The organism is Streptomyces sp. NPDC050287 (assembly GCF_044459385.1).
Classification (GTDB): Bacteria; Actinomycetota; Actinomycetes; order Streptomycetales; family Streptomycetaceae; genus Streptomyces.
On record NZ_JBITIY010000013.1, the window covers coordinates 201,857 to 221,687 of the forward strand.

At 69.8% G+C, this 19,831-nt stretch carries 20 protein-coding genes; 13 read left to right on the forward strand and 7 right to left on the reverse strand.

Features of this window, described 5'->3' with window-relative positions:
* The first annotated feature begins 148 nt into the window (after positions 1-148).
* From galT to ACIBK3_RS36285, 10 genes are all read left to right on the forward strand, one after another.
* A complete protein-coding gene (galT, locus tag ACIBK3_RS36240; RefSeq protein ID WP_399371938.1) occupies positions 149-1,210 on the forward strand; it encodes a galactose-1-phosphate uridylyltransferase in 1,062 nt (353 codons plus the stop codon).
* Entirely contained in the window at positions 1,207-2,172 is a 966-nt protein-coding gene (gene galE / locus ACIBK3_RS36245; RefSeq protein ID WP_399371939.1) for a UDP-glucose 4-epimerase GalE, read from the forward strand. The genes galT and galE overlap by 4 nt, the downstream gene beginning before the upstream one ends.
* Positions 2,173-2,256: 84 nt before the next feature.
* A complete protein-coding gene (gene galK / locus ACIBK3_RS36250) occupies positions 2,257-3,420 on the forward strand; it encodes a galactokinase (RefSeq protein ID WP_399371941.1) in 1,164 nt (387 codons plus the stop codon).
* Between the two features lie 325 nt (positions 3,421-3,745).
* A complete protein-coding gene (locus ACIBK3_RS36255) occupies positions 3,746-4,960 on the forward strand; it encodes an ATP-binding protein (RefSeq protein ID WP_399371942.1) in 1,215 nt (404 codons plus the stop codon).
* Positions 4,957-5,358 (forward strand): roadblock/LC7 domain-containing protein, encoded by a 402-nt coding sequence (locus ACIBK3_RS36260; protein WP_030668271.1) that lies wholly within the window; start codon positions 4,957-4,959, stop codon positions 5,356-5,358. The genes ACIBK3_RS36255 and ACIBK3_RS36260 overlap by 4 nt, the downstream gene beginning before the upstream one ends.
* Entirely contained in the window at positions 5,355-5,729 is a 375-nt protein-coding gene (locus ACIBK3_RS36265; protein WP_399371944.1) for a DUF742 domain-containing protein, read from the forward strand. The genes ACIBK3_RS36260 and ACIBK3_RS36265 overlap by 4 nt, the downstream gene beginning before the upstream one ends.
* Positions 5,704-6,327, forward strand: a complete 624-nt coding sequence (locus ACIBK3_RS36270) for a GTP-binding protein (RefSeq protein ID WP_399371945.1) — start codon at positions 5,704-5,706, stop codon at positions 6,325-6,327. Before ACIBK3_RS36265 ends, ACIBK3_RS36270 begins: the two co-directional genes overlap by 26 nt.
* Before the next feature lie 98 nt (positions 6,328-6,425).
* Entirely contained in the window at positions 6,426-7,730 is a 1,305-nt protein-coding gene (locus ACIBK3_RS36275; RefSeq protein ID WP_399372027.1) for a cytochrome P450, read from the forward strand.
* Positions 7,731-7,861: 131 nt separating this feature from the next.
* A complete protein-coding gene (locus tag ACIBK3_RS36280) occupies positions 7,862-9,226 on the forward strand; it encodes a cytochrome P450 (protein WP_399371946.1) in 1,365 nt (454 codons plus the stop codon).
* Entirely contained in the window at positions 9,126-9,905 is a 780-nt protein-coding gene (locus tag ACIBK3_RS36285; RefSeq protein ID WP_399371948.1) for an enoyl-CoA hydratase/isomerase family protein, read from the forward strand. The genes ACIBK3_RS36280 and ACIBK3_RS36285 overlap by 101 nt, the downstream gene beginning before the upstream one ends.
* Before the next feature lies 1 nt (position 9,906).
* Here the strand turns inward: ACIBK3_RS36285 and ACIBK3_RS36290 are convergent, their stop codons facing one another.
* Complete coding sequence (locus tag ACIBK3_RS36290) at positions 9,907-10,362, reverse strand: GNAT family N-acetyltransferase (protein ID WP_399371949.1); 456 nt, start codon at positions 10,360-10,362, stop codon at positions 9,907-9,909.
* A gap of 260 nt (positions 10,363-10,622) precedes the next feature.
* On the opposite strand from ACIBK3_RS36290, the gene ACIBK3_RS36295 reads away from it, so the two are divergent.
* On the forward strand, positions 10,623-11,390 hold the full coding sequence (locus ACIBK3_RS36295) for a LuxR C-terminal-related transcriptional regulator (protein WP_399371950.1): 768 nt from the start codon (positions 10,623-10,625) through the stop codon (positions 11,388-11,390).
* Here ACIBK3_RS36295 and ACIBK3_RS36300 read toward each other — a convergent pair.
* A complete protein-coding gene (locus tag ACIBK3_RS36300) occupies positions 11,349-11,846 on the reverse strand; it encodes a MarR family winged helix-turn-helix transcriptional regulator (RefSeq protein ID WP_399371951.1) in 498 nt (165 codons plus the stop codon). The two genes, ACIBK3_RS36295 and ACIBK3_RS36300, sit on opposite strands and share 42 nt — an antisense overlap.
* Before the next feature lie 116 nt (positions 11,847-11,962).
* Between ACIBK3_RS36300 and ACIBK3_RS36305 the strand changes: the two genes are divergently transcribed.
* Complete coding sequence (locus tag ACIBK3_RS36305; RefSeq protein ID WP_399371952.1) at positions 11,963-12,775, forward strand: trans-aconitate 2-methyltransferase; 813 nt, start codon at positions 11,963-11,965, stop codon at positions 12,773-12,775.
* A gap of 34 nt (positions 12,776-12,809) precedes the next feature.
* On the opposite strand, the gene ACIBK3_RS36310 is transcribed toward ACIBK3_RS36305, so the two are convergent.
* From ACIBK3_RS36310 to ACIBK3_RS36320, 3 genes are all read right to left on the reverse strand, one after another.
* Positions 12,810-13,412 carry a Uma2 family endonuclease gene (locus ACIBK3_RS36310; RefSeq protein ID WP_399372028.1) on the reverse strand — a complete coding sequence of 201 codons (603 nt, stop codon included), beginning with the start codon at positions 13,410-13,412 and terminating at the stop codon, positions 12,810-12,812.
* 85 nt (positions 13,413-13,497) lie between these two features.
* Entirely contained in the window at positions 13,498-14,175 is a 678-nt protein-coding gene (locus ACIBK3_RS36315) for a TetR family transcriptional regulator (protein ID WP_399371953.1), read from the reverse strand.
* Positions 14,172-15,182: an acyl-CoA desaturase gene (locus ACIBK3_RS36320; RefSeq protein ID WP_399371954.1), complete on the reverse strand. Its 1,011-nt coding sequence runs from the start codon at positions 15,180-15,182 to the stop codon at positions 14,172-14,174. The genes ACIBK3_RS36315 and ACIBK3_RS36320 overlap by 4 nt, the downstream gene beginning before the upstream one ends.
* Before the next feature lie 295 nt (positions 15,183-15,477).
* Here ACIBK3_RS36320 and ppc point away from each other — a divergent pair, with 295 nt between their 5' ends.
* Positions 15,478-18,219 carry a phosphoenolpyruvate carboxylase gene (ppc, locus tag ACIBK3_RS36325; RefSeq protein WP_399371955.1) on the forward strand — a complete coding sequence of 914 codons (2,742 nt, stop codon included), beginning with the start codon at positions 15,478-15,480 and terminating at the stop codon, positions 18,217-18,219.
* Between the two features lie 85 nt (positions 18,220-18,304).
* On the opposite strand, the gene ACIBK3_RS36330 is transcribed toward ppc, so the two are convergent.
* Entirely contained in the window at positions 18,305-19,006 is a 702-nt protein-coding gene (locus ACIBK3_RS36330; protein ID WP_399371956.1) for an LPXTG cell wall anchor domain-containing protein, read from the reverse strand.
* Between the two features lie 198 nt (positions 19,007-19,204).
* Complete coding sequence (locus tag ACIBK3_RS36335) at positions 19,205-19,708, reverse strand: hypothetical protein (RefSeq protein WP_399372030.1); 504 nt, start codon at positions 19,706-19,708, stop codon at positions 19,205-19,207.
* Between the last annotated feature and the right edge of the window lie 123 nt (positions 19,709-19,831).

Sequence of the window (19,831 nt, forward strand, 5' to 3'; positions counted from 1 at the left end):
CAGAGCGGAACTTACGCCTCCGACTTCAGTGTTTGAACACTCGTGCTGACGGTTTTTGTTTGATTGTGATGTTGACTTGCCTGGGGAGTCGTGTTTCGATGTGTTTGGTTCTGTTTGAAGATTGAGTGGCTCGAATAGGGAGTCCGCAGTGAAGAAGACCTCGACCCGGCTGGCGGACGGTCGCGAGCTCATCTACTACGACCTGCGGGACGACACCGTCCGGGACGCGGTCGACCGGCGCCCGCTGGAGCGGACCGTCACCACCTCCGAGATCCGGCGGGACCCGCTGCTCGGGGACGCGGTGGCCATCGCCTCGCACCGGCAGGGGCGGACGTATCACCCGCCGGCCGACGAGTGCCCCCTCTGCCCCTCGCAGGGGGACCGGCTGAGTGAGATCCCGGACTCGTGGTACGACGTCGTGGTCTTCGAGAACCGTTTCCCCTCGCTGGCCGGCGACTCCGGCCGGTGCGAGGTCGTCTGCTTCACCTCCGACCACAACGCGTCCTTCGCGGACCTCACCGAGGAGCAGGCGCGGCTGGTCCTGGAGGCGTGGACCGACCGGACCTCGGAGCTGTCGCATCTGCCCTCCGTCGAGCAGGTTTTCTGTTTCGAGAACCGGGGCCCCGAGATCGGTGTGACCCTGGGGCACCCGCATGGGCAGATCTACGCCTACCCGTTCACCACCCCCCGCACCGCGCTCATGCTGCGCTCTCTGGCGGCTCATAAGGAAGCGACGGGAGGTGAGAATCTCTTCGACGCCGTCCTGGAGCGGGAACTCGCCGGTGAGCGGGTCGTCCTGGAGGGCGAGCACTGGGTCGCCTTCGTGCCGTACGCCGCGCACTGGCCGTACGAGCTGCACCTGTACCCGAAGCGCCGCGTGCCCGACCTGCTCGGTCTCGACGAGGACGCGCGCACAGAGTTCCCCAAGGTGTATCTGGAACTGTTGAGGCGCTTCGACCGGATATTCGGGGAGGGTGAGTCTCCGACGCCGTACATCTCGGGCTGGCACCAGGCGCCCTTCGGGCAGCTGGAGGAGTTCGAGGGCGTCAGCCGGGACGACTTCGCGCTGCACCTGGAGCTTTTCACCATCCGCCGTACGTCCGGCAAGCTGAAGTTCCTCGCGGGTTCCGAGTCCGGTATGAGCGTCTTCGTCAATGACGTGCCGCCGGAGCGCGCGGCCGAGCGACTGCGAGAGGTAGCGAGTTCATGAGCGGGAAGTATCTGGTCACGGGCGGTGCGGGGTACGTCGGAAGTGTCGTCGCCCAGCATCTGCTGGAGGCGGGGCACGAGGTCGTCGTCCTCGACAACCTGTCCACCGGTTTCCGCGAGGGGGTGCCGGCCGGTGCCTCGTTCGTGGAGGGCGACATCCGGGACGCCGGCAAGTGGCTCGACTCCTCCTTCGACGGCGTGCTGCACTTCGCCGCCTTCTCCCAGGTCGGCGAGTCGGTCGTGAAGCCCGAGAAGTACTGGGAGAACAACGTCGGCGGCACGATGGCGCTGCTCGGTGCCATGCGTGAGGCCGGGGTGCGCAGGCTGGTCTTCTCCTCCACGGCCGCCACCTACGGCGAGCCGGCCGAGGTGCCGATCGTGGAGTCGGCGCCGACGCGGCCGACCAATCCGTACGGGGCCTCGAAGCTCGCCGTCGACCACATGATCACCGGCGAGGCCGCGGCCCACGGGCTGGGTGCGGTGTCGCTGCGGTACTTCAACGTGGCGGGGGCGTACGGCGTGTACGGCGAGCGGCACGATCCCGAGTCGCACCTGATCCCGCTGGTGCTCCAGGTCGCGCAGGGGCGGCGGGACGCCATCTCCGTCTTCGGCGACGACTATCCGACGCCGGACGGCACCTGCGTGCGCGACTACATCCACGTCGCCGATCTGGCCGAGGCGCACCTGCTGGCGGTCCAGGCCGCCACCCCCGGCGAGCACCTGATCTGCAACCTCGGCAACGGCAACGGCTTCTCCGTCCGCGAGGTCATCGAGACCGTCCGCCAGGTCACCGGCCACCCGATCCCCGAGGTCGTGGCCCCCCGCCGGGGCGGCGACCCGGCGGCCCTGGTGGCGTCGGCCGCGGCCGCGCGCGAGAAGCTGGGCTGGAACCCGTCCCGCGCGGACCTCGCGGGGATCGTCGCGGACGCGTGGGACTTCGCGCAGCGGCGCGGCAACCAGTAGCACACAGGAGCGACTGGCGGCGACCAGGAGCAACCAGGAGCGAGCAGGAGCGACTGGTACGTACGGAAAGGTCAGGGCAGGGCAATGAGCGAGGCTGTCGCAGGGGCTGTCGCGGAGCGGTTCGAGGAGCTGTACGGGGCCGGTCCGCAGGGGGTGTGGGCGGCGCCGGGCCGGGTCAACCTCATCGGCGAGCACACCGACTACAACGACGGCTTCGTGATGCCGTTCGCGCTGCCGCACATCGCCGTCGCGGCGGTGTCCCGGCGCGACGACGGCGTGCTGCGCCTGCACTCGTCGGACATCGAGGGCGGCGTCGTCCAACTGCGCCTGGACGACCTGGTGCCGGAGTCGGACCGGGCGTGGACGGCGTACCCGGCGGGCGTGGTCTGGGCGCTGCGCGAGGCGGGACACCCGGTCACCGGCGCGGACATCCACCTGACCTCTTCGGTGCCGTCCGGCGCGGGGCTGTCCTCGTCGGCGGCGCTGGAGGTCGTGGTCGCGCTCGCGTTGAACGACCTGTACGAACTCGGTCTCGAGCGGTGGCAGTTGGCCCGGCTGTGCCAGCGTGCGGAGAACGTGTACGTGGGTGCCCCGACCGGGATCATGGACCAGACCGCGTCCGCGTGCTGCGAGGCCGGTCACGCGCTGTTCCTCGACACCCGGGACCTGTCCCAGAAGCAGATCCCCTTCGACCTGGCCGCCGAGGGCATGCGACTGCTGGTCGTCGACACCCGGGTCAAGCACGCCCACAGCGACGGCGAGTACGGCAAGCGCCGGGCCGGGTGCGAGAAGGGCGCGGCCCTGCTGGGTGTGGACGCCCTGCGGGACGTGCCGTACGCGGAGTTGGACGCGGCGCTGGAGCGGCTCGGGGACGAGGAGGAGGTGCGCCGGCTGGTGCGCCACGTCGTCACCGAGGACGAGCGGGTGGAGAAGGTGGTCGCCCTGCTGGAGTCCGGTGACACCCGGGCGATCGGTCCGGTGCTGGTGGCGGGGCACGCCTCGCTGCGTGACGACTTCCGTATCTCCTGCCCGGAGTTGGACCTGGTCGTCGACACGGCCCTGGCCGTCGGCGCGCTCGGTGCCCGGATGACCGGCGGCGGCTTCGGCGGCTCGGCGATCGTCCTCGCGGAGGCCGCCGACGTCGACACCATCACCAAGGCGGTCCAGGAGGCCTTCGCCGCCGTCGGCTTCACCGCGCCGCGGGTGTTCGAGGCGGTGCCCTCGGCGGGGGCGCGCCGGCTGAACTGAGCCCTCGTACGCATCCGTAAGCCCCGTGCTACCGACCGAGCGCGGGGCTGACGTCTGTTCAACTGAAACTGACGTCTGTTCAACGGAATTGACGTCCAGTCAGCGGAAACGACGGGAGACCGACGCGCGGGGGTGGTCTTTGTGAAGGTCCTCAAACAGACTGTCCGGAACGTGTGTTGACATTGTTGCTGCTGGTACGATCATCGAACTTTTCAGTAGGCTGACGGCGCGTCATGAACGCGACGGGGGACAGTCTCTAGGGCCCCATCGTGAAGGAGTGGCTGTTGCTCTGGCCGCCGGCACGAGGCGACTTGAAGAGAGTCTCATGACGTCATTCATCCAGGATCCGTGGTTGTGGATCCTGCTCATCGTGGTCGTCACTGCGGCCTTCGCAGTGATGCGCGCGCGGAGAACCAACATGGCCCTCCGCCGCAACAACGACAACCTTCAGAGCAACCTGGTGGCCGTACAGGGCCAGCTCCGCCAGGTGCAGACGGGCTACGAAACCCTCTCCGCCCGGCACGTGGAGGACCTCGCGGAGGTCCGGGCGGACGCGGAATCGGCCACCAAGTCCGTCCTCAAGTCGGCGATGGGCACCCTGCAGTCCCTCGCCGAGGAGCAGCAGGTACTCCTGGACAACCTGCAGAAGGAGTACGGCGACGACTCCGGCGTGCTGGCCGACCTGATGCAGGTCGACCACACCAGCAGCCAGTTCAGCCGCCGTACCAAGGGCATCTCCGTCCTGTGCGGCGGCTGGCTCGGACGGCGCGAGGTCAGCGCCTCCGTGTACGACGTGGCCCGCAGCGCCCAGGGCCGGATCAAGGACTTCAACCGGGTCCGGGTCAACGCCCAGGTCAACATCTCCATCACCGGCAAGGCCGTCGAACCGGTCGCCGTCGTCCTCGCCGAGCTCCTGGACAACGCGACCAAGTACAGCGCGCCCCAGTCCCCGGTGGAGATCAACATCCTGGCCGTGCCGTCCGGGGTCTGCCTGGTGGTCGACGACGCCGGTGTCGGCATGAGCCAGGAGACCAAGGCCCGCGCCGCCGCCCTGCTGTCACCCGACGGCGCCGTCGACATCACCGGGCTCGGCGACCCGCCGAAGTTCGGCTTCGCCGTGTGCGGGATGCTCGCCGCCCGCTACGGATTCTCGGTGTCCGTCGACTCGGTCTCCCCCTACGGCGGAGTACGCGCCGTGATCCGTGTGCCGGAGGGCCTCTTGACCACTGACGCCCCCCAGCCCGCCGCCTCGCAGGACGACCACGCGGCCGAGGACGAGCAGCCCGAGCGGCCCCGTGCCGCGGTGCCCGCCCCCGGCCCGACGCTGGTCGTCGGCACCACGCCGGGCGGTCTGCCCCGGCGCAGGCGGCGCAACAGGCCCGTCTCGGTGGTTCCCCAGCCCGACGGGGCGGCACCCGCCCGGTCGGAGAACGACGGGGACAACGCCAGCGAAGTGACGGCGTCACGTATCGGTGCGTTCGCCCGCGGAACGCACCTCGGCCGGGTCTCGAACAACACGGAAGGATCCCAGAACCAGTGAATCCCGACCTGTCGTGGGTGCTGAACGGCGTGCTCGAGGTGCGCGGGGCCCGCCATGCGATCCTCGTCTCCGCCGACGGCCTGCTGATGCAGCGTTCGGACGACATCAGCCGTGACGAGGCAGAGAAGAACGCGGCCGCGATGAGCTCCATCCAGTCCCTGTGCCGGGCCGTGGCCGGCTTCGTGGGCGGGGGACAGGGGCTCTGGAAGCAGACGCTGGTCGAGTTCGACGGCGGCTGGATCTTCCTCGTCGCCGCGGGCAGCGGCGCCTATCTCGCCGTATCGGCGGCCCTGGACGTCGACATGGAAGCCATGTCCTTCCGGATGCAGAAGACCGTGAGCGCGCTGCGCGAGGCGATGAGCGCGGCGCCTCGACTGAACGCCGGTGCCGACGCATGAACGGGCCCGGCGAAGAAGCTCCGGTCACCAGCGACTTCGTCCGTTCCTACGTCATCACCGGCGGACGCACGCTGCCGTCGGCGGACGACCTGGCGCTGCACACCCTGGTCACCCTGGCCCCCGACCGTGAACTGCCGCTCGGCGCCGGCCCCGAGGTCCGGGCCATCTGGGAGCTGTGCGGCGGCGGCTACCTGTCCGTGGCCGAAGTTGCCGGTCACCTCTCGCTGCCGGTGGGCGTGGCCCGGCTGCTGCTGACGGATTTATTCGAACAGGGCCACCTGCTGCGCCGCTCCGAACCCGCCCGCGCCCAGCTCGCTGACCGAGAGACCCTCGAGAAGGTTCTGCATGGACTCGAAACCCTCATCGTCTGAGACGCCCAGGACAGCGTCCGGGACGGCCGCGAACGGCACGATCTACGTCTCCGACGCGGTGACCACCGCGGCGAAGATCCTGGTCGTGGGTCATTTCGCGGTGGGCAAGACCACCTTCATCGGCTCGCTGTCGGAGATCACGCCGCTGCGCACCGAGGAGAAGATGACGCAGGCGTCCATCCAGGTGGACGACCTGCGGGGCGTACCGGACAAGGTGACCACCACCGTGGCCCTGGACTTCGGCCGGCTGACCCTGACCGAGGAACTCGTGCTCTACCTGTTCGGCACGCCCGGACAGCAGCGCTTCATGCAGCTGTGGGAGGACATGGCCCGCGGCGCGCTCGGCGCGCTGCTGCTGGTCGACCCGGCCCGGCTGGAGGAGACGTTCCCGGTCATCGACCTGATCGACGAGTACGGGCTCGAGTACGCCATCGCCGTCAACAGCTTCGACGCCCAGCACTTCGACGAGGCGGAGATCCGCGAGGCCCTCGACCTGCTGCCCGACACCCCTGTCGTCTACTGCGACGCCCGCGACCAGCGGTCGTCCGCGAACGCGTTGATCGCCCTGGTCCGCCACCTGCTCGATCGCGCGGCCTGATCCACTCCCTCCCCGGCCGGGCCGCGAGGCCCCGGCCCGCAAAGGACTCCCCCGTGGACACTCACCACTCGCCCGCCTCCTCCGGCGCCAGATGCCCCATGTTCGACGGCACCTTCACCGCCGACCCGCAGCGGATCTACGAGTACGTCCGGGCGCACGGCCCGGCCGGACCGGTGGAACTGGCCCCCGGCGTCGACGCCACCCTGGTCGTCGAGCACGAGACGGCCCTCAGGGTGCTGCAGAACCCCGCCCTGTTCGCCCGCGACTCCCGCCGCTGGAAGGCGCTGAACGAGGGCCGCGTCCCCCTGGACAGCCCCATCCTGCCGATGATGGCCTACCGGCCCAACTGCCTCTTCACCGACGGCGCCGTCCACCTGAGGCTGCGCCAGGCCATCACCGCGAGCTTCGACCGGCTCAACACCACCCGGCTGCGCCGGGACGTCGAGCCGATCGCCGACTTCCTCATCGACCAGTTCAGCGAACGCGGCCGCGCCGACCTGATCAACGAATACGCCAAGATGCTGCCGCTGCTGCTGTTCAACAAGCTCTTCGGCTGCCCGGCCGACATCGGCGACACCCTGACCGTCTCGCTGTCGGCCCTCTTCGACGGCATCGACGTGCAGCGTGCCAACGAGCAGCTCTCCGCCGCCCTGATGGAGCTGATCTCCGTCAAGCGCCGCCGGCCCGGCGACGACATGACCACCTGGCTCATCCAGCACCCCGCGGGCCTCACCGACGAGGAGCTGAAGGACGAGCTCGTGGTGCTGATGGGCGCCGGCTTCGAACCCCAGCGCAACCTCATCGGCCACTCCCTGCACCTGCTGCTGAAGGAAGAGGGCTCGGGCGGCTCCGGCATGCTGGTCGAGGAGGCCGTCGACCACATCCTGTGGAACAACCCGCCCCTCGCCAACTACGCCACCCACTTCCCGGTGCAGGACGTCGACCTCGGCGGGGTGATCGTCGAGGCGAACTCGCCGGTGGTGATCAGCTTCGCCGGCGCCAACAGCGACCCCGCCCTCAAGGAAGCCCGCGAGAACCGCAACAAGGGCGCACACCTGGCGTGGGGAGCGGGCCCGCACGCCTGCCCGGCGAAGGACCCGGCGCTGGTCATCACGATCACCGCGATCGAGCGGATCCTCAACGCGCTGCCCGACCTCGCCCTGGCCGTGGAGGACAGGGACCTGCAGTGGCGTCCCGGGCCGTTCCAGCACGCGCTGGCCGCGCTGCCCGTGCGGTTCAGCCCGACCCCGGCCACCCGCGTGGTGTCGGCGCCGCAGACCTCGGCACCCCGGCACGCGGCCGAGCAGCCGGGTGCGACGGCCGACCCCGAGCACGCGCCGCAGACGCCGCCGACGCAGAAGAGGGGGTTCTGGAGCACCCTGGTCGACCTGTTCCGCGTCTGACGCTCCTCGTTGAAAATCGCACTGCATGTGACGGGAGCAACACGCAGGGGCGCCTGACAGTGCGCATGACACCGGAGAGGGGAAGGGTAGATTCCGCCAGTAACGGTACGCCCAGCCATAAGGAGCTTCGCGTGACCGCTGTTGGCGACATAAGCGGCACCACCACCGACCGTCGAGCCGTCATCTCCCTTCTCCGGCGCCTGCGTTCCCCCGAGGGCCAGAGCAATCCCTGGCCCGTGTGGGAGCAACTGCGCACCCTGGGCGACGTCCTCCCCGCTCCCTGGGGCGGCTACCTCATCACCGGATACGACGCCTGCGACCAGGTCCTGCGCGGCCGGAACTGGCTTGTACCGGACCTCGCCTGGCAGGGCAGGCAGCCCGCGTCCGAGCGCTGGCAGGCGCCCGCCGCCCAGGCGATGAGCCGGACCTTGTTCCGGCTCAACGCGCCGGACCACACGTGTCAACGCCGGAGCCTGGGCAATCTCTTCGACCGGAACACCATCGAGTCCCTGGCGCCTCGCGTCGCGGTCCACGCCCGGCGGATCGTGGACGAGTTGGCCGAGCGAATACGCGACGACGGGGAGGCCGACTTCGTCACCGTCGTGGGTGACCAGCTCCCCGTCCTCGCCACCGGAGAGTGGCTCGACATCCCCGCGCGACACCACGCGTACATGCTCGACTTCACTCACCGGCAGGTCCATTCGCAGGAACTCCTGCCCACGAAAACCGAGTTGGCGATCTCCTCCCAGGCCACCGAGGAGATGCGGGTGTTCTTCACCGATCTCATCAGGGAACGCCGGGCGAACCCGGGCGACGACCCCGTCTCCGACTGGATCCGCTACTGGGACGAGCAGTTCCCGGACGACCAGGCCGCCGCCGACCAGACCGTCTTCGACCTGGTCATGTTCATCGGGGTCGCTTCCCTGGAGACCTCGGCGACCCTGATGACCAACGCGGTCTGGTTACTGACTCGGGACGGCGGCGCCGCGTGGAACTGGCTGCGCGAGCACCCCGAGCACATCGAGGACGCGGTCGAGGAGACGTTGCGCTACGACCCTCCCGTCCACGTCAACAGCCGGATCGCCGCCGCGGACACCGTCCTGGCCGGCACGCCGATCGCCAAGGACCAGATGGTCCACGTCATGTACGGCGCGGCCGCCCACGACCCGCGGCGCCACCAGGACCCATACCGCTTCGACATCCTGCGCAACAGCAGTCACATGGCCTTCGGCGGGGGCATCCACTACTGCCTCGGAGCGGGCCTCGCCCGGCTCGAAGGCCGTTCGCTCCTGACCGCGCTGCTGAACCGTTTCGAGACGTTGCGCCCGGTGTCCGTCCCCACCTACGCGCCTCGTATGGTGTTCCGCCGCGTGACATCCCTGAAAGTGACCACAGATGACGATCCTGCCGCCGCTCCCGCGCCCCGGCCTCTCGCTGAAGACCCTGCGCGTCCACCAGCAGGGGGCTGTCCTGTCCATCGAACTCAGCACCCCTGAACAGGGCAACGCCGTCACGGACATGATGCTCGACGACCTGCGGGCCGTCCTGGATCACCAGGATCCGCAGGTGCGCGTCGTCGTGCTGTCCGGTGCCGGGGACGACTTCTGTCTCGGCGGCGACCGCTCCGAGTTCGTGCCGACGGACCCCGCGGCCGAGGGTGTGCGCATCTCCGGAATCAAGGCGCGGCGCGTCTACGAAGCCCTCACCGGCAATCCGGCGGTGACCATCGCCCGGGTCCAGGGCCGGGCCGTCGGTGCCGGTCTCGGCCTGGCGCTCGCCTGCGATCTGCGCGTCGGCAGTCCGGACGCGAGCTTCCGGCTGCCGGAACTCGCGCTCGGACTGCCCACGGCCTGGGCCGGGATCCTGCCTCGACTGATCAACGAGGTCGGCACCGCGCGCGCCCGTGACCTCGTCCTCACGGGGCGTGCCGTCGACGCCCAAGAAGCCCTGTCCCTCTCGCTCCTGCACAAAGTCGTGCCGGCCGAAGCGATCGACGCGGCCGTGGCCGCCTGGGCCAAGCCCATCATCCGCCGACCACCCGCCGCACTGCGTGTCACCAAGACACTGTTCAACTCCTACAGTGCCGCCACACTGCTGGCCGACGCCTCGGTCCTCGAAGCCGAACTGATGGCGGCGGCGGTGGCCGAGACCCACCGGGCGGCCGACGCCCCCTGACTCACCCCCACCGCTTGACCAGCGTGTACTCCGTGATCCCCGGCGGATAGTCGGGGATCACGCACACCACCTCGTAGCCCCGCTTCTGGTAGAACCGCGGCGCCTGGAACTCCCATGTCTCCAGACGTACGGCCGCGCAGCCCCGCTCCCGGCGGGCCAGCCGCTCCGCCCGCGCCAGCAGCCGCGAGCCGAGCCCCGCGCCCCGGTACCGTTCGTCGACCCACAGATACGTCACATGCAGCCAGGTCGCCCAGGTGTGCCCGACCAGACCGCCGGCCAGGGCGCCCGTACCGTCCAGCGCCCAGACGTGGAGGGGAACCTCGCGTGCGCCGGGAGTGGAGCGCAGGGCGCGCAGGACGGGAGAGACGGCGGTGTTCGTCTCCCGCAGCCGATCACGGAGCAGATCGCGCCGCTCCTTGTCGACTTCCGTCTCGATACGAAACATGCGGCTCACCATAAACGCGTCGGACGGCCAGTTCTGCAAATTGCCTTCCGCTCCAGCCCCCCGCCCGTACTCTGATGAACAGCACCGGTGGGGGCCGGTGCTGATCAGGGGGCGAGACAGCCGGGTACGACGCCCGATGTGGGGGTAGCGGTTTCTGCACGGCGGCGGCCGTGCGGTTGTGGCATCCCCAGGCGTCGTATCCGCGCTCCGTCGACGTTCTCCGACCTTTTGGGGTATCCCCTGCTCTTCAGGAGCCTGGGGAAGGGGGTTTCGTGGTTCGTATCCGAGTGCTGGTCGTCGACGACCATCGCATCTTCGCCGAGTCGCTCGCCGCCGCCCTGGCCGCCGAGCCCGATGTGGACGTCTCCGCGGCGGGCAGCGGCCCGGCCGCGGTCCGCAGTCTGGAACGCGCGGCAGCCGAGGGGCGCCGCTTCGACGTGCTGCTCGTCGACGCCGACCTGGGCTGCGCCGCGCCGGGCGTCCGGCCCGCGGTGCCGGTCAAGGAGGTCGGCGAGGACGGCATCGTCGACGGTATCTCCCTGGTCGCCGGGGTGCGCTCCGCACAGCCCGGAGTACGGACCGTCGTGCTCGCAGAGAAGGACGACCCGCGGCGGGCCGCGCTCGCCCTGCAGGCCGGAGCCTGCGGCTGGGTCGCCAAGGACTGCTCGCTGTCCCGGCTGCTCACGGTCATCCGGGGTGTGCTGCGCGACGAGACCCATCTGCCGCCCGCGCTGCTCACGGGGGTGCTCAGGGAGCTCACCGCCGCCCGCAAGCACCGCACCGAGAGCGAACGGCTCGTGGAGTCGCTGACCCCGCGCGAGCGGGAGGTCCTGCGCTGCATGGTCGCCGGCCTCGGCCGCAAGGCGGTCGCCGAACGGCTGTTCCTGTCCCCGCACACCGTGCGCACCCATATGCAGAACGTGCTGGGCAAACTCGGCGTCCACTCCACCCTGGCCGCCGTCGCGCTGGCCCGGCGGGCCGGCGTGGGTCCCGTGGACCTAGCCGGGGATGTTGTCGAACGGGGCGGTCAGCTGGCGTAGCAGCGCCGCGAGCTCACCGCGCTGGGCCCGGGACAGCTCCGCGAGGATCGCGCGTTCCTGGTCCAGCAGCCCGGCCAGGGCCTGGTCCGCGCGGTCCTGGCCCTCCTCGGTGAGACGCACCAGCACACCGCGCCGGTCGCTCGGGTCGGGCAGCCGTTCCACCAGGCTCTTCTTCGCCAGCCGGTCGATACGGTTCGTCATCGTGCCCGAGGTGACCAGGGTCTGCGTCAGCAACTGCCCCGGAGAGAGCTGGTACGGCGACCCGGCACGCCTGAGCGCGGTCAGCACGTCGAACTCCCAGGGCTCCAGACCGTGCTCCGCGAACGCCAGCCGGCGCGCCCGGTCCAGATGCCGGGCGAGTCTGCTCACCCGGCTGAGTACTTCCAGCGGCTCCACGTCGAGGTCCGGGCGCTCCCGGCGCCACGCTGCGACCAGCCGATCGACCTCGTCCTCCATGACGATCAGTGTAGTGGTTGTGTCGATGTGAAGTCTCTTGACGTCGAGACTCTTGACCGCGAGAGATGGTCGCGTCAAGGTGGACCTGTCGTCGAAGATCACGCCGAGGAGGCCTCATGTCCACCCCCACCTGGGACCCCGCCCAGTACCTGCGCCACGCCGGCCACCGCGCCCGCCCCTTCACCGACCTCCTCGCCCGCGTCCCGGAGCTGCCCACCGACCCGCCCCGCATCGCCGACCTCGGCTGCGGCCCCGGCAACGTCACCACCCTGCTCGCCGCCCGCTGGCCCACGGCCCGCATCACCGGGTACGACAACTCCCGCGAGATGCTCGACCAGGCCCACGTCGAACACGAGGGCCCCACCCCGGGCGGCGGCCACCTCGGCTTCGCCCACGCCGACGTGCGGACCTGGACGCCCGCCGAGCCGTACGACCTGATCATCAGCAACGCCACACTGCAGTGGGTGCCCGGGCACGTGGAGCGGTTCGCCGACTGGGTGGCGGGGCTCAAGCCCGGCGGGGGCTTCGCCTTCCAGGTGCCGGGGAACTTCGACTCCCCGAGCCATGTGCTGATGCGCGAACTCACCCTCTCCGCCCGGTGGAAGGCACGCCTGTCCGACACCCTCCGCCACGCCTACGCCGTCCACGCCCCGCAGCTCTACCTGGAGAAGCTCGCCGACCTCGGCTGCTCGGCGGACGTCTGGGAGACGACGTACATCCATCTCCTGGAAGGCGAGGACCCGGTGCTGGACTGGGTGAAGGGCACCGGCCTGCGCCCCGTCCTCACCGCCCTCGCCGACGACCCCGAGGCGCGGGAGGCGTTCGTCGCCGAGTACCGGGCGGCTCTGCGCGAGGCGTATCCGGCCGGCGCCCACGGCACACCGTTCCCGTTCCGGCGCATCTTCGCGGTGGCACGGAAGAAGGCCTGATGATCACCGCCGTCGACCACGTTCCCGGAGCCGGTCAAAGCTCCTTGAGGGCGTCCAGCGTGATGTCGAGGTCGAGGTCGTACGGGACGCCGAGCTTGAGCCGGTCGTGGTGGATGCCGGTCAGCGCGTACGTCTTCGACAGCGGGTCGAGCTCGTAGACCCGCACCACGGGGTGCCCGCTCTCTCCGGCCATCTCCACCAGCCAGAAGTGGGGGATGCCGGCAGCCGCGTACTTGTGGGGCTTGGTGTCCCGGTCGCGGGCTTCGGAGTCGGGGGAGACGACCTCCACGGCGAGCAGCACGTCGGCGGCCTCGAACAGGGTCTGCTCCAGGCCGGTGACGGCCTCGGCGCGGACGACGGACACGTCGGGCTCGGGGCCGTTGCGCCGGTCAAGGACGACGGTCATCTCGCGAAGGACCTTCAGCTGTTTCGGGGCCGCGCCACGCAGGCCGGCCAGCAAAAGGTCGATCATGCGGCTGTGGAAAATCCGCTGCGGACTCACGAAGACAAGGCTCCCGTCGATCAGCTCGGTGTGCGGCGGGAGGTCAGGCAGCGTGAACAGGTCGTCCACGGTGTACCCGTCCTGCGGCGGCACCGGCCAGCGGCAGCCGTGCTTGGCGGTCGGCTCGGCGGTCATGGTTCCTCCCATGGACGGGATTCTCGGCCTGCGGCACCACGGTAGCGGGCTCAATCCGCACGGGTCATCACAAAGAGTGACCCAGTCAGCTCTTGCGGCGACCTATCAAGTGCGGCTTCGCCTCCAGCCCGTCCAGCCCGTGCCAGGCCAGGTTCACCAGATGCGCCGCGACCTCGGACTTCTTCGGGCGGCGCACGTCCAGCCACCACTGCCCGGTCAGCGCGACCATGCCGACCAGGGCCTGCGCGTACAGAGGGGCCAGCTTGGGGTCGAAGCCGCGGCTCTTGAACTCGCGGCCCAGGATGTCCTCCACCTGGGTCGCGATGTCCGAGATCAGCGACGCGAAGGTGCCCGTCGACTGGGGGATGGGGGAGTCACGGACCAGGATCCGGAAACCGTCCGTGTACTCCTCGATGTAGTCCAGCAACGCGAACGCCGCCTGTTCGCACAGTTCGCGAGGGTGACCGGCCGTGAGGGAACTCGTCACCATGTCCAGCAGCCGGCGCATCTCCCGGTCCACCACCACCGCGTACAGCCCCTCCTTGCCGCCGAAGTGCTCGTACACCACCGGCTTCGACACCCCGGCCTTCGCCGCGATCTCCTCCACCGACGTGCCCTCGAAACCCTTCGCCGCGAACAGGGTGCGACCGACTTCCAGCAGCTGCTGACGGCGCTCGGCACCGGTCATCCGGGTGCGACGCGCACGCCGCGGCTTCTCATTGCTCGGGGTGCTGCTGGAGTCGGTCGCCACGGCGTCAATCATGCCGCCTCGGCCGTCTCCCTCTTGCCTCGGGAACCGTCCTCACCCGTGTTCCGGCGCGAATCGATACGCGAGCGTGACGGCCAGCGCACGTCGTACGCCCAGCCGCACAACTCGAACCAGCGGATCAGCCGTGCCGAGGAATCCAGCTGCCCCCGCTCCACCCCGTGCCGTGCCGACGTCGGGTCGGCGTGGTGCAGGTTGTGCCAGGACTCGCCGCAGGACAGGACCGCCAGCCACCACACGTTGCCGGAGCGGTCCCGCGACTTGAAGGGGCGCTTGCCCACCGCGTGACAGATCGAGTTGATCGACCAGGTCACGTGGTGCAGCAGGGCCACCCGCACCAGCGAACCCCAGAAGAAAGCGGTGAACGCGCCCCACCAGGACATCGTCACCAGACCGCCGATCAGCGGGGGCAGCGCCAGCGAGAGGAACGTCCACGCGATGAACTGACGCGAGATCGCCCGGATCGCCCCGTCCTTGATCAGATCCGGCGCGTACTTGTCCTGCGGAGTCTGCTCCTCGTCGAACATCCAGCCGATGTGCGCCCACCACAGGCCCTTCATCAGCGCCGGAACCGTCTCGCCGAACCGCCACGGCGAATGCGGGTCACCCTCCGCGTCGGAGAACTTGTGGTGCTTGCGATGGTCGGCCACCCACCGCACCAGCGGCCCTTCCACCGCCATCGACCCCATGATCGCGAGCGCGATCCGCAGGGGCCGCTTGGCCTTGAAGGAACCGTGGGTGAAGTAGCGGTGGAAACCGATCGTGATGCCGTGGCAGCCCAGGTAGTAGAAGAAGACCAGCAGGCCGAGGTCCAGCCAGCTCACCCCCCAGCCCCACGCCAGCGGCACCGCCGCCAGCAGCGCGAGGAACGGGACGGTGATGAAGAGCAGCAGCGTGATCTGCTCGATCGAACGCTTCTGCTCGCCACCCAGGGTGGCGGAGTGCGTGGAGGTGTCGTCGGTCGCCTTCGGAGAGTCTTCGATCACGTCGGAGCTCGAGGTCATGCGCGTCCCCTGTGAGGGTCTCTGGGATTCAGACAGACGCCGGGTCGACGGAACCGCGCGGTATTTCCTACGGTTCCGTAACCTACGGCATCGTAAGTATGGCAGTGCTGCGTCCGACGGCAAGAGGCCGCCAGCCTGCGCCTCCGTGTGGACACCTATCCTTGTGTCGGTCGGACAGCGCGGTCCGCTCACCATCCTTCCCGGCTGCCCGGCCCCGTATGCGGCACCCCGCCGCCCGAGGCCGCCCTCCGGGTTCCCTCCCAGACGAGCTTCAACACTGCAAGGAGCCGCACCTGTGAGCAGTGCCGACGACCTGACCACGAGCACCACCTCGACCAGCAGCGCACTGCGCGCCGACATCCGGCGCCTCGGCGACCTCCTCGGCGAGACCCTCGTCCGACAGGAGGGTCCCGAACTGCTCGAACTGGTCGAGAAGGTCCGCCGCCTCACCCGCGAGGACGGCGAAGCCGCCGCCGCACTCCTGCGCGGCACCGAACTGCAGACCGCCGCCAAGCTGGTCCGCGCCTTCTCCACCTACTTCCACCTCGCCAACGTCACCGAGCAGGTCCACCGTGGCCGCGAACTGCGCGCCAAGCGGGCCGCCGAAGGCAGCCTCCTCGCCCGCACCGCCGACCGCCTCAAGGACGCCGACCCCGAACACCTGCGCCAGACGGTCGCCAACCTCAACGTCCGCCCGGTGTTCACCGCCCACCCGACAGAGGCCGCGCGCCGCTCGGTTCTCAACAAGCTCCGCCGCATCGCCGCACTCCTGGAGACCCCCGTCATCCAGGCCGACCGCCGCCGCCACGACACCCGCCTCGCCGAGAACATCGACCTCGTCTGGCAGACCGACGAACTCCGCGTCGTCCGCCCCGAACCCGCCGACGAGGCCCGCAACGCCATCTACTACCTCGACGAACTCCACGCCGGCGCGGTCGGCGACGTCCTGGAGGACCTCACCGCCGAACTGGAGCGCGTCGGCGTCAAGCTCCCCGACGACACCCGTCCCCTCACCTTCGGCACCTGGATCGGCGGCGACCGCGACGGAAACCCCAACGTCACCCCCCAGGTCACCTGGGACGTCCTGATCCTCCAGCACGAACACGGCATCAACGACGCCCTCGAGACCATCGACGAGCTGCGCGGCTTCCTCTCCAACTCCATCCGCTACACCGGCGCCACCGACGAACTCCTCGACTCTCTCGGCACCGACCTCGAACGCCTCCCCGAGATCAGCCCCCGCTACAAGCGCCTCAACGCCGAGGAGCCGTACCGCCTCAAGGCCACCTGTATCCGGCAGAAGCTGGAGAACACCAAGCAGCGCCTCGCCAAGGGCACCCCGCACGAACCCGGCCGCGACTACCTCGGCACCGGCGAACTGCTGAGAGACCTCACGCTCATCCAGACCTCCCTGCGCGAGCACCGGGGCGCGCTGTTCGCCGACGGCCGCATGGACCGTACGATCCGCACGCTCGCCGCCTTCGGCCTCCAGCTCGCCACCATGGACGTACGCGAACACGCCGACGCCCACCACCACGCCCTCGGCCAGCTCTTCGACCGCCTCGGCGAGGAATCCTGGCGCTACGCCGACATGCCCCGCGACTACCGCACCAAGCTCCTCGCCAAGGAGCTCAGGTCGAGGAGGCCGCTGGCCCCCACCCCGGCACCCGTCGACGCGGCCGGCGAGAAGACCCTCGGTGTCTTCCAGACCGTCAAGCGGGCCCTGGAGGTCTTCGGACCCGAGGTCATCGAGTCGTACATCATCTCGATGTGCCAGGGCGCCGACGACGTGTTCGCGGCGGCGGTGCTGGCGCGCGAGGCGGGGCTGGTCGACCTGCACGCCGGCTGGGCGAAGATCGGCATCGTGCCGCTGCTGGAGACCACCGACGAGCTCAAGGCCGCCGACACCATCCTGGAGGACATGCTCTCCGACCCGTCCTACCGGCGCCTGGTCGCGCTGCGCGGCGACGTCCAGGAGGTCATGCTCGGCTACTCCGACTCCTCCAAGTTCGGCGGCATCACCACCAGCCAGTGGGAGATCCACCGCGCCCAGCGGCGCCTGCGTGACGTCGCCCACCGCTACGGCGTACGGCTGCGCCTCTTCCACGGCCGTGGCGGCACCGTCGGCCGCGGCGGCGGCCCCTCGCACGACGCGATCCTCGCCCAGCCCTGGGGCACCCTGGAGGGCGAGATCAAGGTGACCGAGCAGGGCGAGGTCATCTCCGACAAGTACCTCGTTCCGTCCCTGGCCCGGGAGAACCTGGAACTGACCGTCGCGGCCACCCTCCAGGCCTCCGCCCTGCACACCGCGCCCCGCCAGTCGGTGGAGGCGCTGGCCCGCTGGGACGCCGCCATGGACGTGGTGTCCGACGCCGCGCACCAGGCCTACCGCAGGCTCGTCGAGGACCCCGACCTGCCCGCGTACTTCTTCGCGGCCACGCCCGTCGACCAGCTCGCCGACCTGCACCTGGGATCGAGGCCGTCGAGGAGGCCCGACTCCGGCGCCGGGCTCGACGGACTGCGCGCCATCCCGTGGGTCTTCGGCTGGACCCAGTCCCGGCAGATCGTGCCCGGCTGGTTCGGCGTCGGGTCGGGACTGAAGGCCCTGCGCGAGGCCGGTCTGGACACCGTGCTCGACGAGATGCACGAGCAGTGGCACTTCTTCCGCAACTTCATCTCCAACGTCGAGATGACGCTGGCGAAGACGGACCTCAGGATCGCCGCCCACTACGTCGACACCCTCGTCCCCGACGACCTGAAGCACGTCTTCGACACCATCAGGGCCGAGCACGAACTCACCGTCCGCGAGGTGCTCAAGGTGACCGGTGAGAGCGAACTGCTGGACGCCACACCGGTGCTGAAGCAGACCTTCACCATCCGCGACGCGTACCTGGACCCGATCTCCTACCTCCAGGTCACCCTCCTCAAGCGCCAGCGCGACGCGGCCGCCGCGGGCGAGGCCCCCGACCCGCTGCTGTCCCGCGCGCTCCTGCTCACCGTCAACGGCGTGGCGGCGGGTCTGCGCAACACCGGCTGAGCCCGCCTCCGCACATGACAGTGCCCCCGAGCCTCGTACGGGCTCGGGGGCACTGTCATCCGTTCATCCGGTCATCCGGCCGGTGTCAGGCCTTACGGCGACGGAACATCAGGTAACCGCCCCCCGCGAGCAGCGCTGCGGCAAGTCCGGACAGCAGGCCCACCGGAGCACCGTTGCCGGTCTCCGCGAGGTCGCCGCCGGTGCCCTGCGCGGACGGGGAGGACGAGGCCGACGGGTCCACCGACTCGCCGGCGGACGAGCCCGGGCTCGGCGACGCGGACGGCCCGGCCGACGCGCCGGCGGAGGAACTCGGCGACGCGGACGGCGACCCGGACGGCGACCCGGACGGCGTCGAACCGCCGCCACCCTCGCCGTCGTCCGCGCAGTCCGTCCAGAAGACCTTGTGCTTGGCGGCGGCGCTGTTCTCGCCGACGAAGTTCCAGAACAGCTTGTAGTGCCCGTCGGGCAGGGACAGGTCGTCCGTACGGCCGTGACCGTCGCCGCCCAGAGTGATCTCGCCCGACTTCACCGTCTCGCCCTTGACGCCGGCCGTGGGGGCCCAGGCCTCGATGTGCCAGTCGACCTCCTGGACGGCGTCAAAACCGAAGGCGTCGAGATAGAAGGTGCACACGTGCGGCTCGTTCTTACGGAGCTCCTCCCCGGTGGTGGCGTCGTGGATCTTCACGGTGCCGTTGTCACCAGGAGCGGTGGCGTGGGCGGAGGGGGCGACCATCAGGGCGGCCGAGGCGACGGCGCACAGGGCGCCGGCGCGGGTGATGCTACGCATGTGGCATTCCATCTTCGAGATGTGAACGGGAAGATGTGGAGGGGGCGGCTCAGCATCCAGCCCGGACTGACCGCAAGTCAATCACAAACAGGAAACACTTGATCTCTCCACAGAGGAGAGAACGCCGAACACCCCCAGACCGTCACGAACGCGACCCCGTCAGAGATCGGATCGCCACGAACGGCCCTCCCGCGACGCTCAGATCACCACGAACGCCGCCGTGAGCAGCGCGACCCCCGCCCCCGCCAGCACCCACGCCACCCGCGTCCGCCTGAGCCCGCCCGCGACCACCACCGACGCCAGCAGCAGCGCACCGCCCATCGGCACCCACGCGTACAGCACCCCGGCGGGGCCCGACCGCAGCACGTCGTCACTGCCGGGCTTCACGACCACGTCGTACGTCTCACCCTTGCGCACCGCGACCGTACGCGCGATGACCACGCTCCTACGGGCCCGCGAGCCGACCGACACCGGCGTGTACGGCCCCGTACAGACATCCCCCGCGCACCGCGTCACATGGACCGTGCCCCGCTCCCGCCCCTTGGTGAGCATCACGTGCTGAGCCGAACCCCACGACGCCCACACACCCGCGATCAGGATCAGCGCCACGACCGTCCCCATCGACACGAGCCGCCCGAACCGCAGCGCGACGACCGAGGTCCGACGGGAAGAGACGGCAGTGGCAGGCATGGCCGGGATCATTGGCCATCGGGTCACCCGAAGTCAAAGCGTCCCGGTCTCAGATCCGTGCGAGGACTCCGGGACAAGCCCCAACTTCCTTAACATGGACAGAAGATGATGCCCGTGAGAGACGGGACACCCGGG

What these genes read in the sequence shown, in the direction of transcription:
- ACIBK3_RS36310 (WP_399372028.1), bottom strand. Translation starts at nt 13,412, where the DNA reads ATGACCGCCGAGCCGACCGCCAAGCACGGCTGCCGCTGGCCGGTGCCG.
- ACIBK3_RS36335 (WP_399372030.1), bottom strand. Translation starts at nt 19,708, where the DNA reads ATGATCCCGGCCATGCCTGCCACTGCCGTCTCTTCCCGTCGGACCTCG.
- ACIBK3_RS36255 (WP_399371942.1), top strand. Translation starts at nt 3,746, where the DNA reads ATGACGTCATTCATCCAGGATCCGTGGTTGTGGATCCTGCTCATCGTG.
- ACIBK3_RS36265 (WP_399371944.1), top strand. Translation starts at nt 5,355, where the DNA reads ATGAACGGGCCCGGCGAAGAAGCTCCGGTCACCAGCGACTTCGTCCGT.
- ACIBK3_RS36285 (WP_399371948.1), top strand. Translation starts at nt 9,126, where the DNA reads ATGACGATCCTGCCGCCGCTCCCGCGCCCCGGCCTCTCGCTGAAGACC.
- ACIBK3_RS36330 (WP_399371956.1), bottom strand. Translation starts at nt 19,006, where the DNA reads ATGCGTAGCATCACCCGCGCCGGCGCCCTGTGCGCCGTCGCCTCGGCC.
- galK (WP_399371941.1), top strand. Translation starts at nt 2,257, where the DNA reads ATGAGCGAGGCTGTCGCAGGGGCTGTCGCGGAGCGGTTCGAGGAGCTG.
- ACIBK3_RS36290 (WP_399371949.1), bottom strand. Translation starts at nt 10,362, where the DNA reads ATGGTGAGCCGCATGTTTCGTATCGAGACGGAAGTCGACAAGGAGCGG.
- ACIBK3_RS36275 (WP_399372027.1), top strand. Translation starts at nt 6,426, where the DNA reads ATGTTCGACGGCACCTTCACCGCCGACCCGCAGCGGATCTACGAGTAC.
- ACIBK3_RS36270 (WP_399371945.1), top strand. Translation starts at nt 5,704, where the DNA reads ATGGACTCGAAACCCTCATCGTCTGAGACGCCCAGGACAGCGTCCGGG.
- galE (WP_399371939.1), top strand. Translation starts at nt 1,207, where the DNA reads ATGAGCGGGAAGTATCTGGTCACGGGCGGTGCGGGGTACGTCGGAAGT.
- ACIBK3_RS36315 (WP_399371953.1), bottom strand. Translation starts at nt 14,175, where the DNA reads ATGATTGACGCCGTGGCGACCGACTCCAGCAGCACCCCGAGCAATGAG.
- ACIBK3_RS36300 (WP_399371951.1), bottom strand. Translation starts at nt 11,846, where the DNA reads ATGGAGGACGAGGTCGATCGGCTGGTCGCAGCGTGGCGCCGGGAGCGC.
- ACIBK3_RS36320 (WP_399371954.1), bottom strand. Translation starts at nt 15,182, where the DNA reads ATGACCTCGAGCTCCGACGTGATCGAAGACTCTCCGAAGGCGACCGAC.
- ACIBK3_RS36305 (WP_399371952.1), top strand. Translation starts at nt 11,963, where the DNA reads ATGTCCACCCCCACCTGGGACCCCGCCCAGTACCTGCGCCACGCCGGC.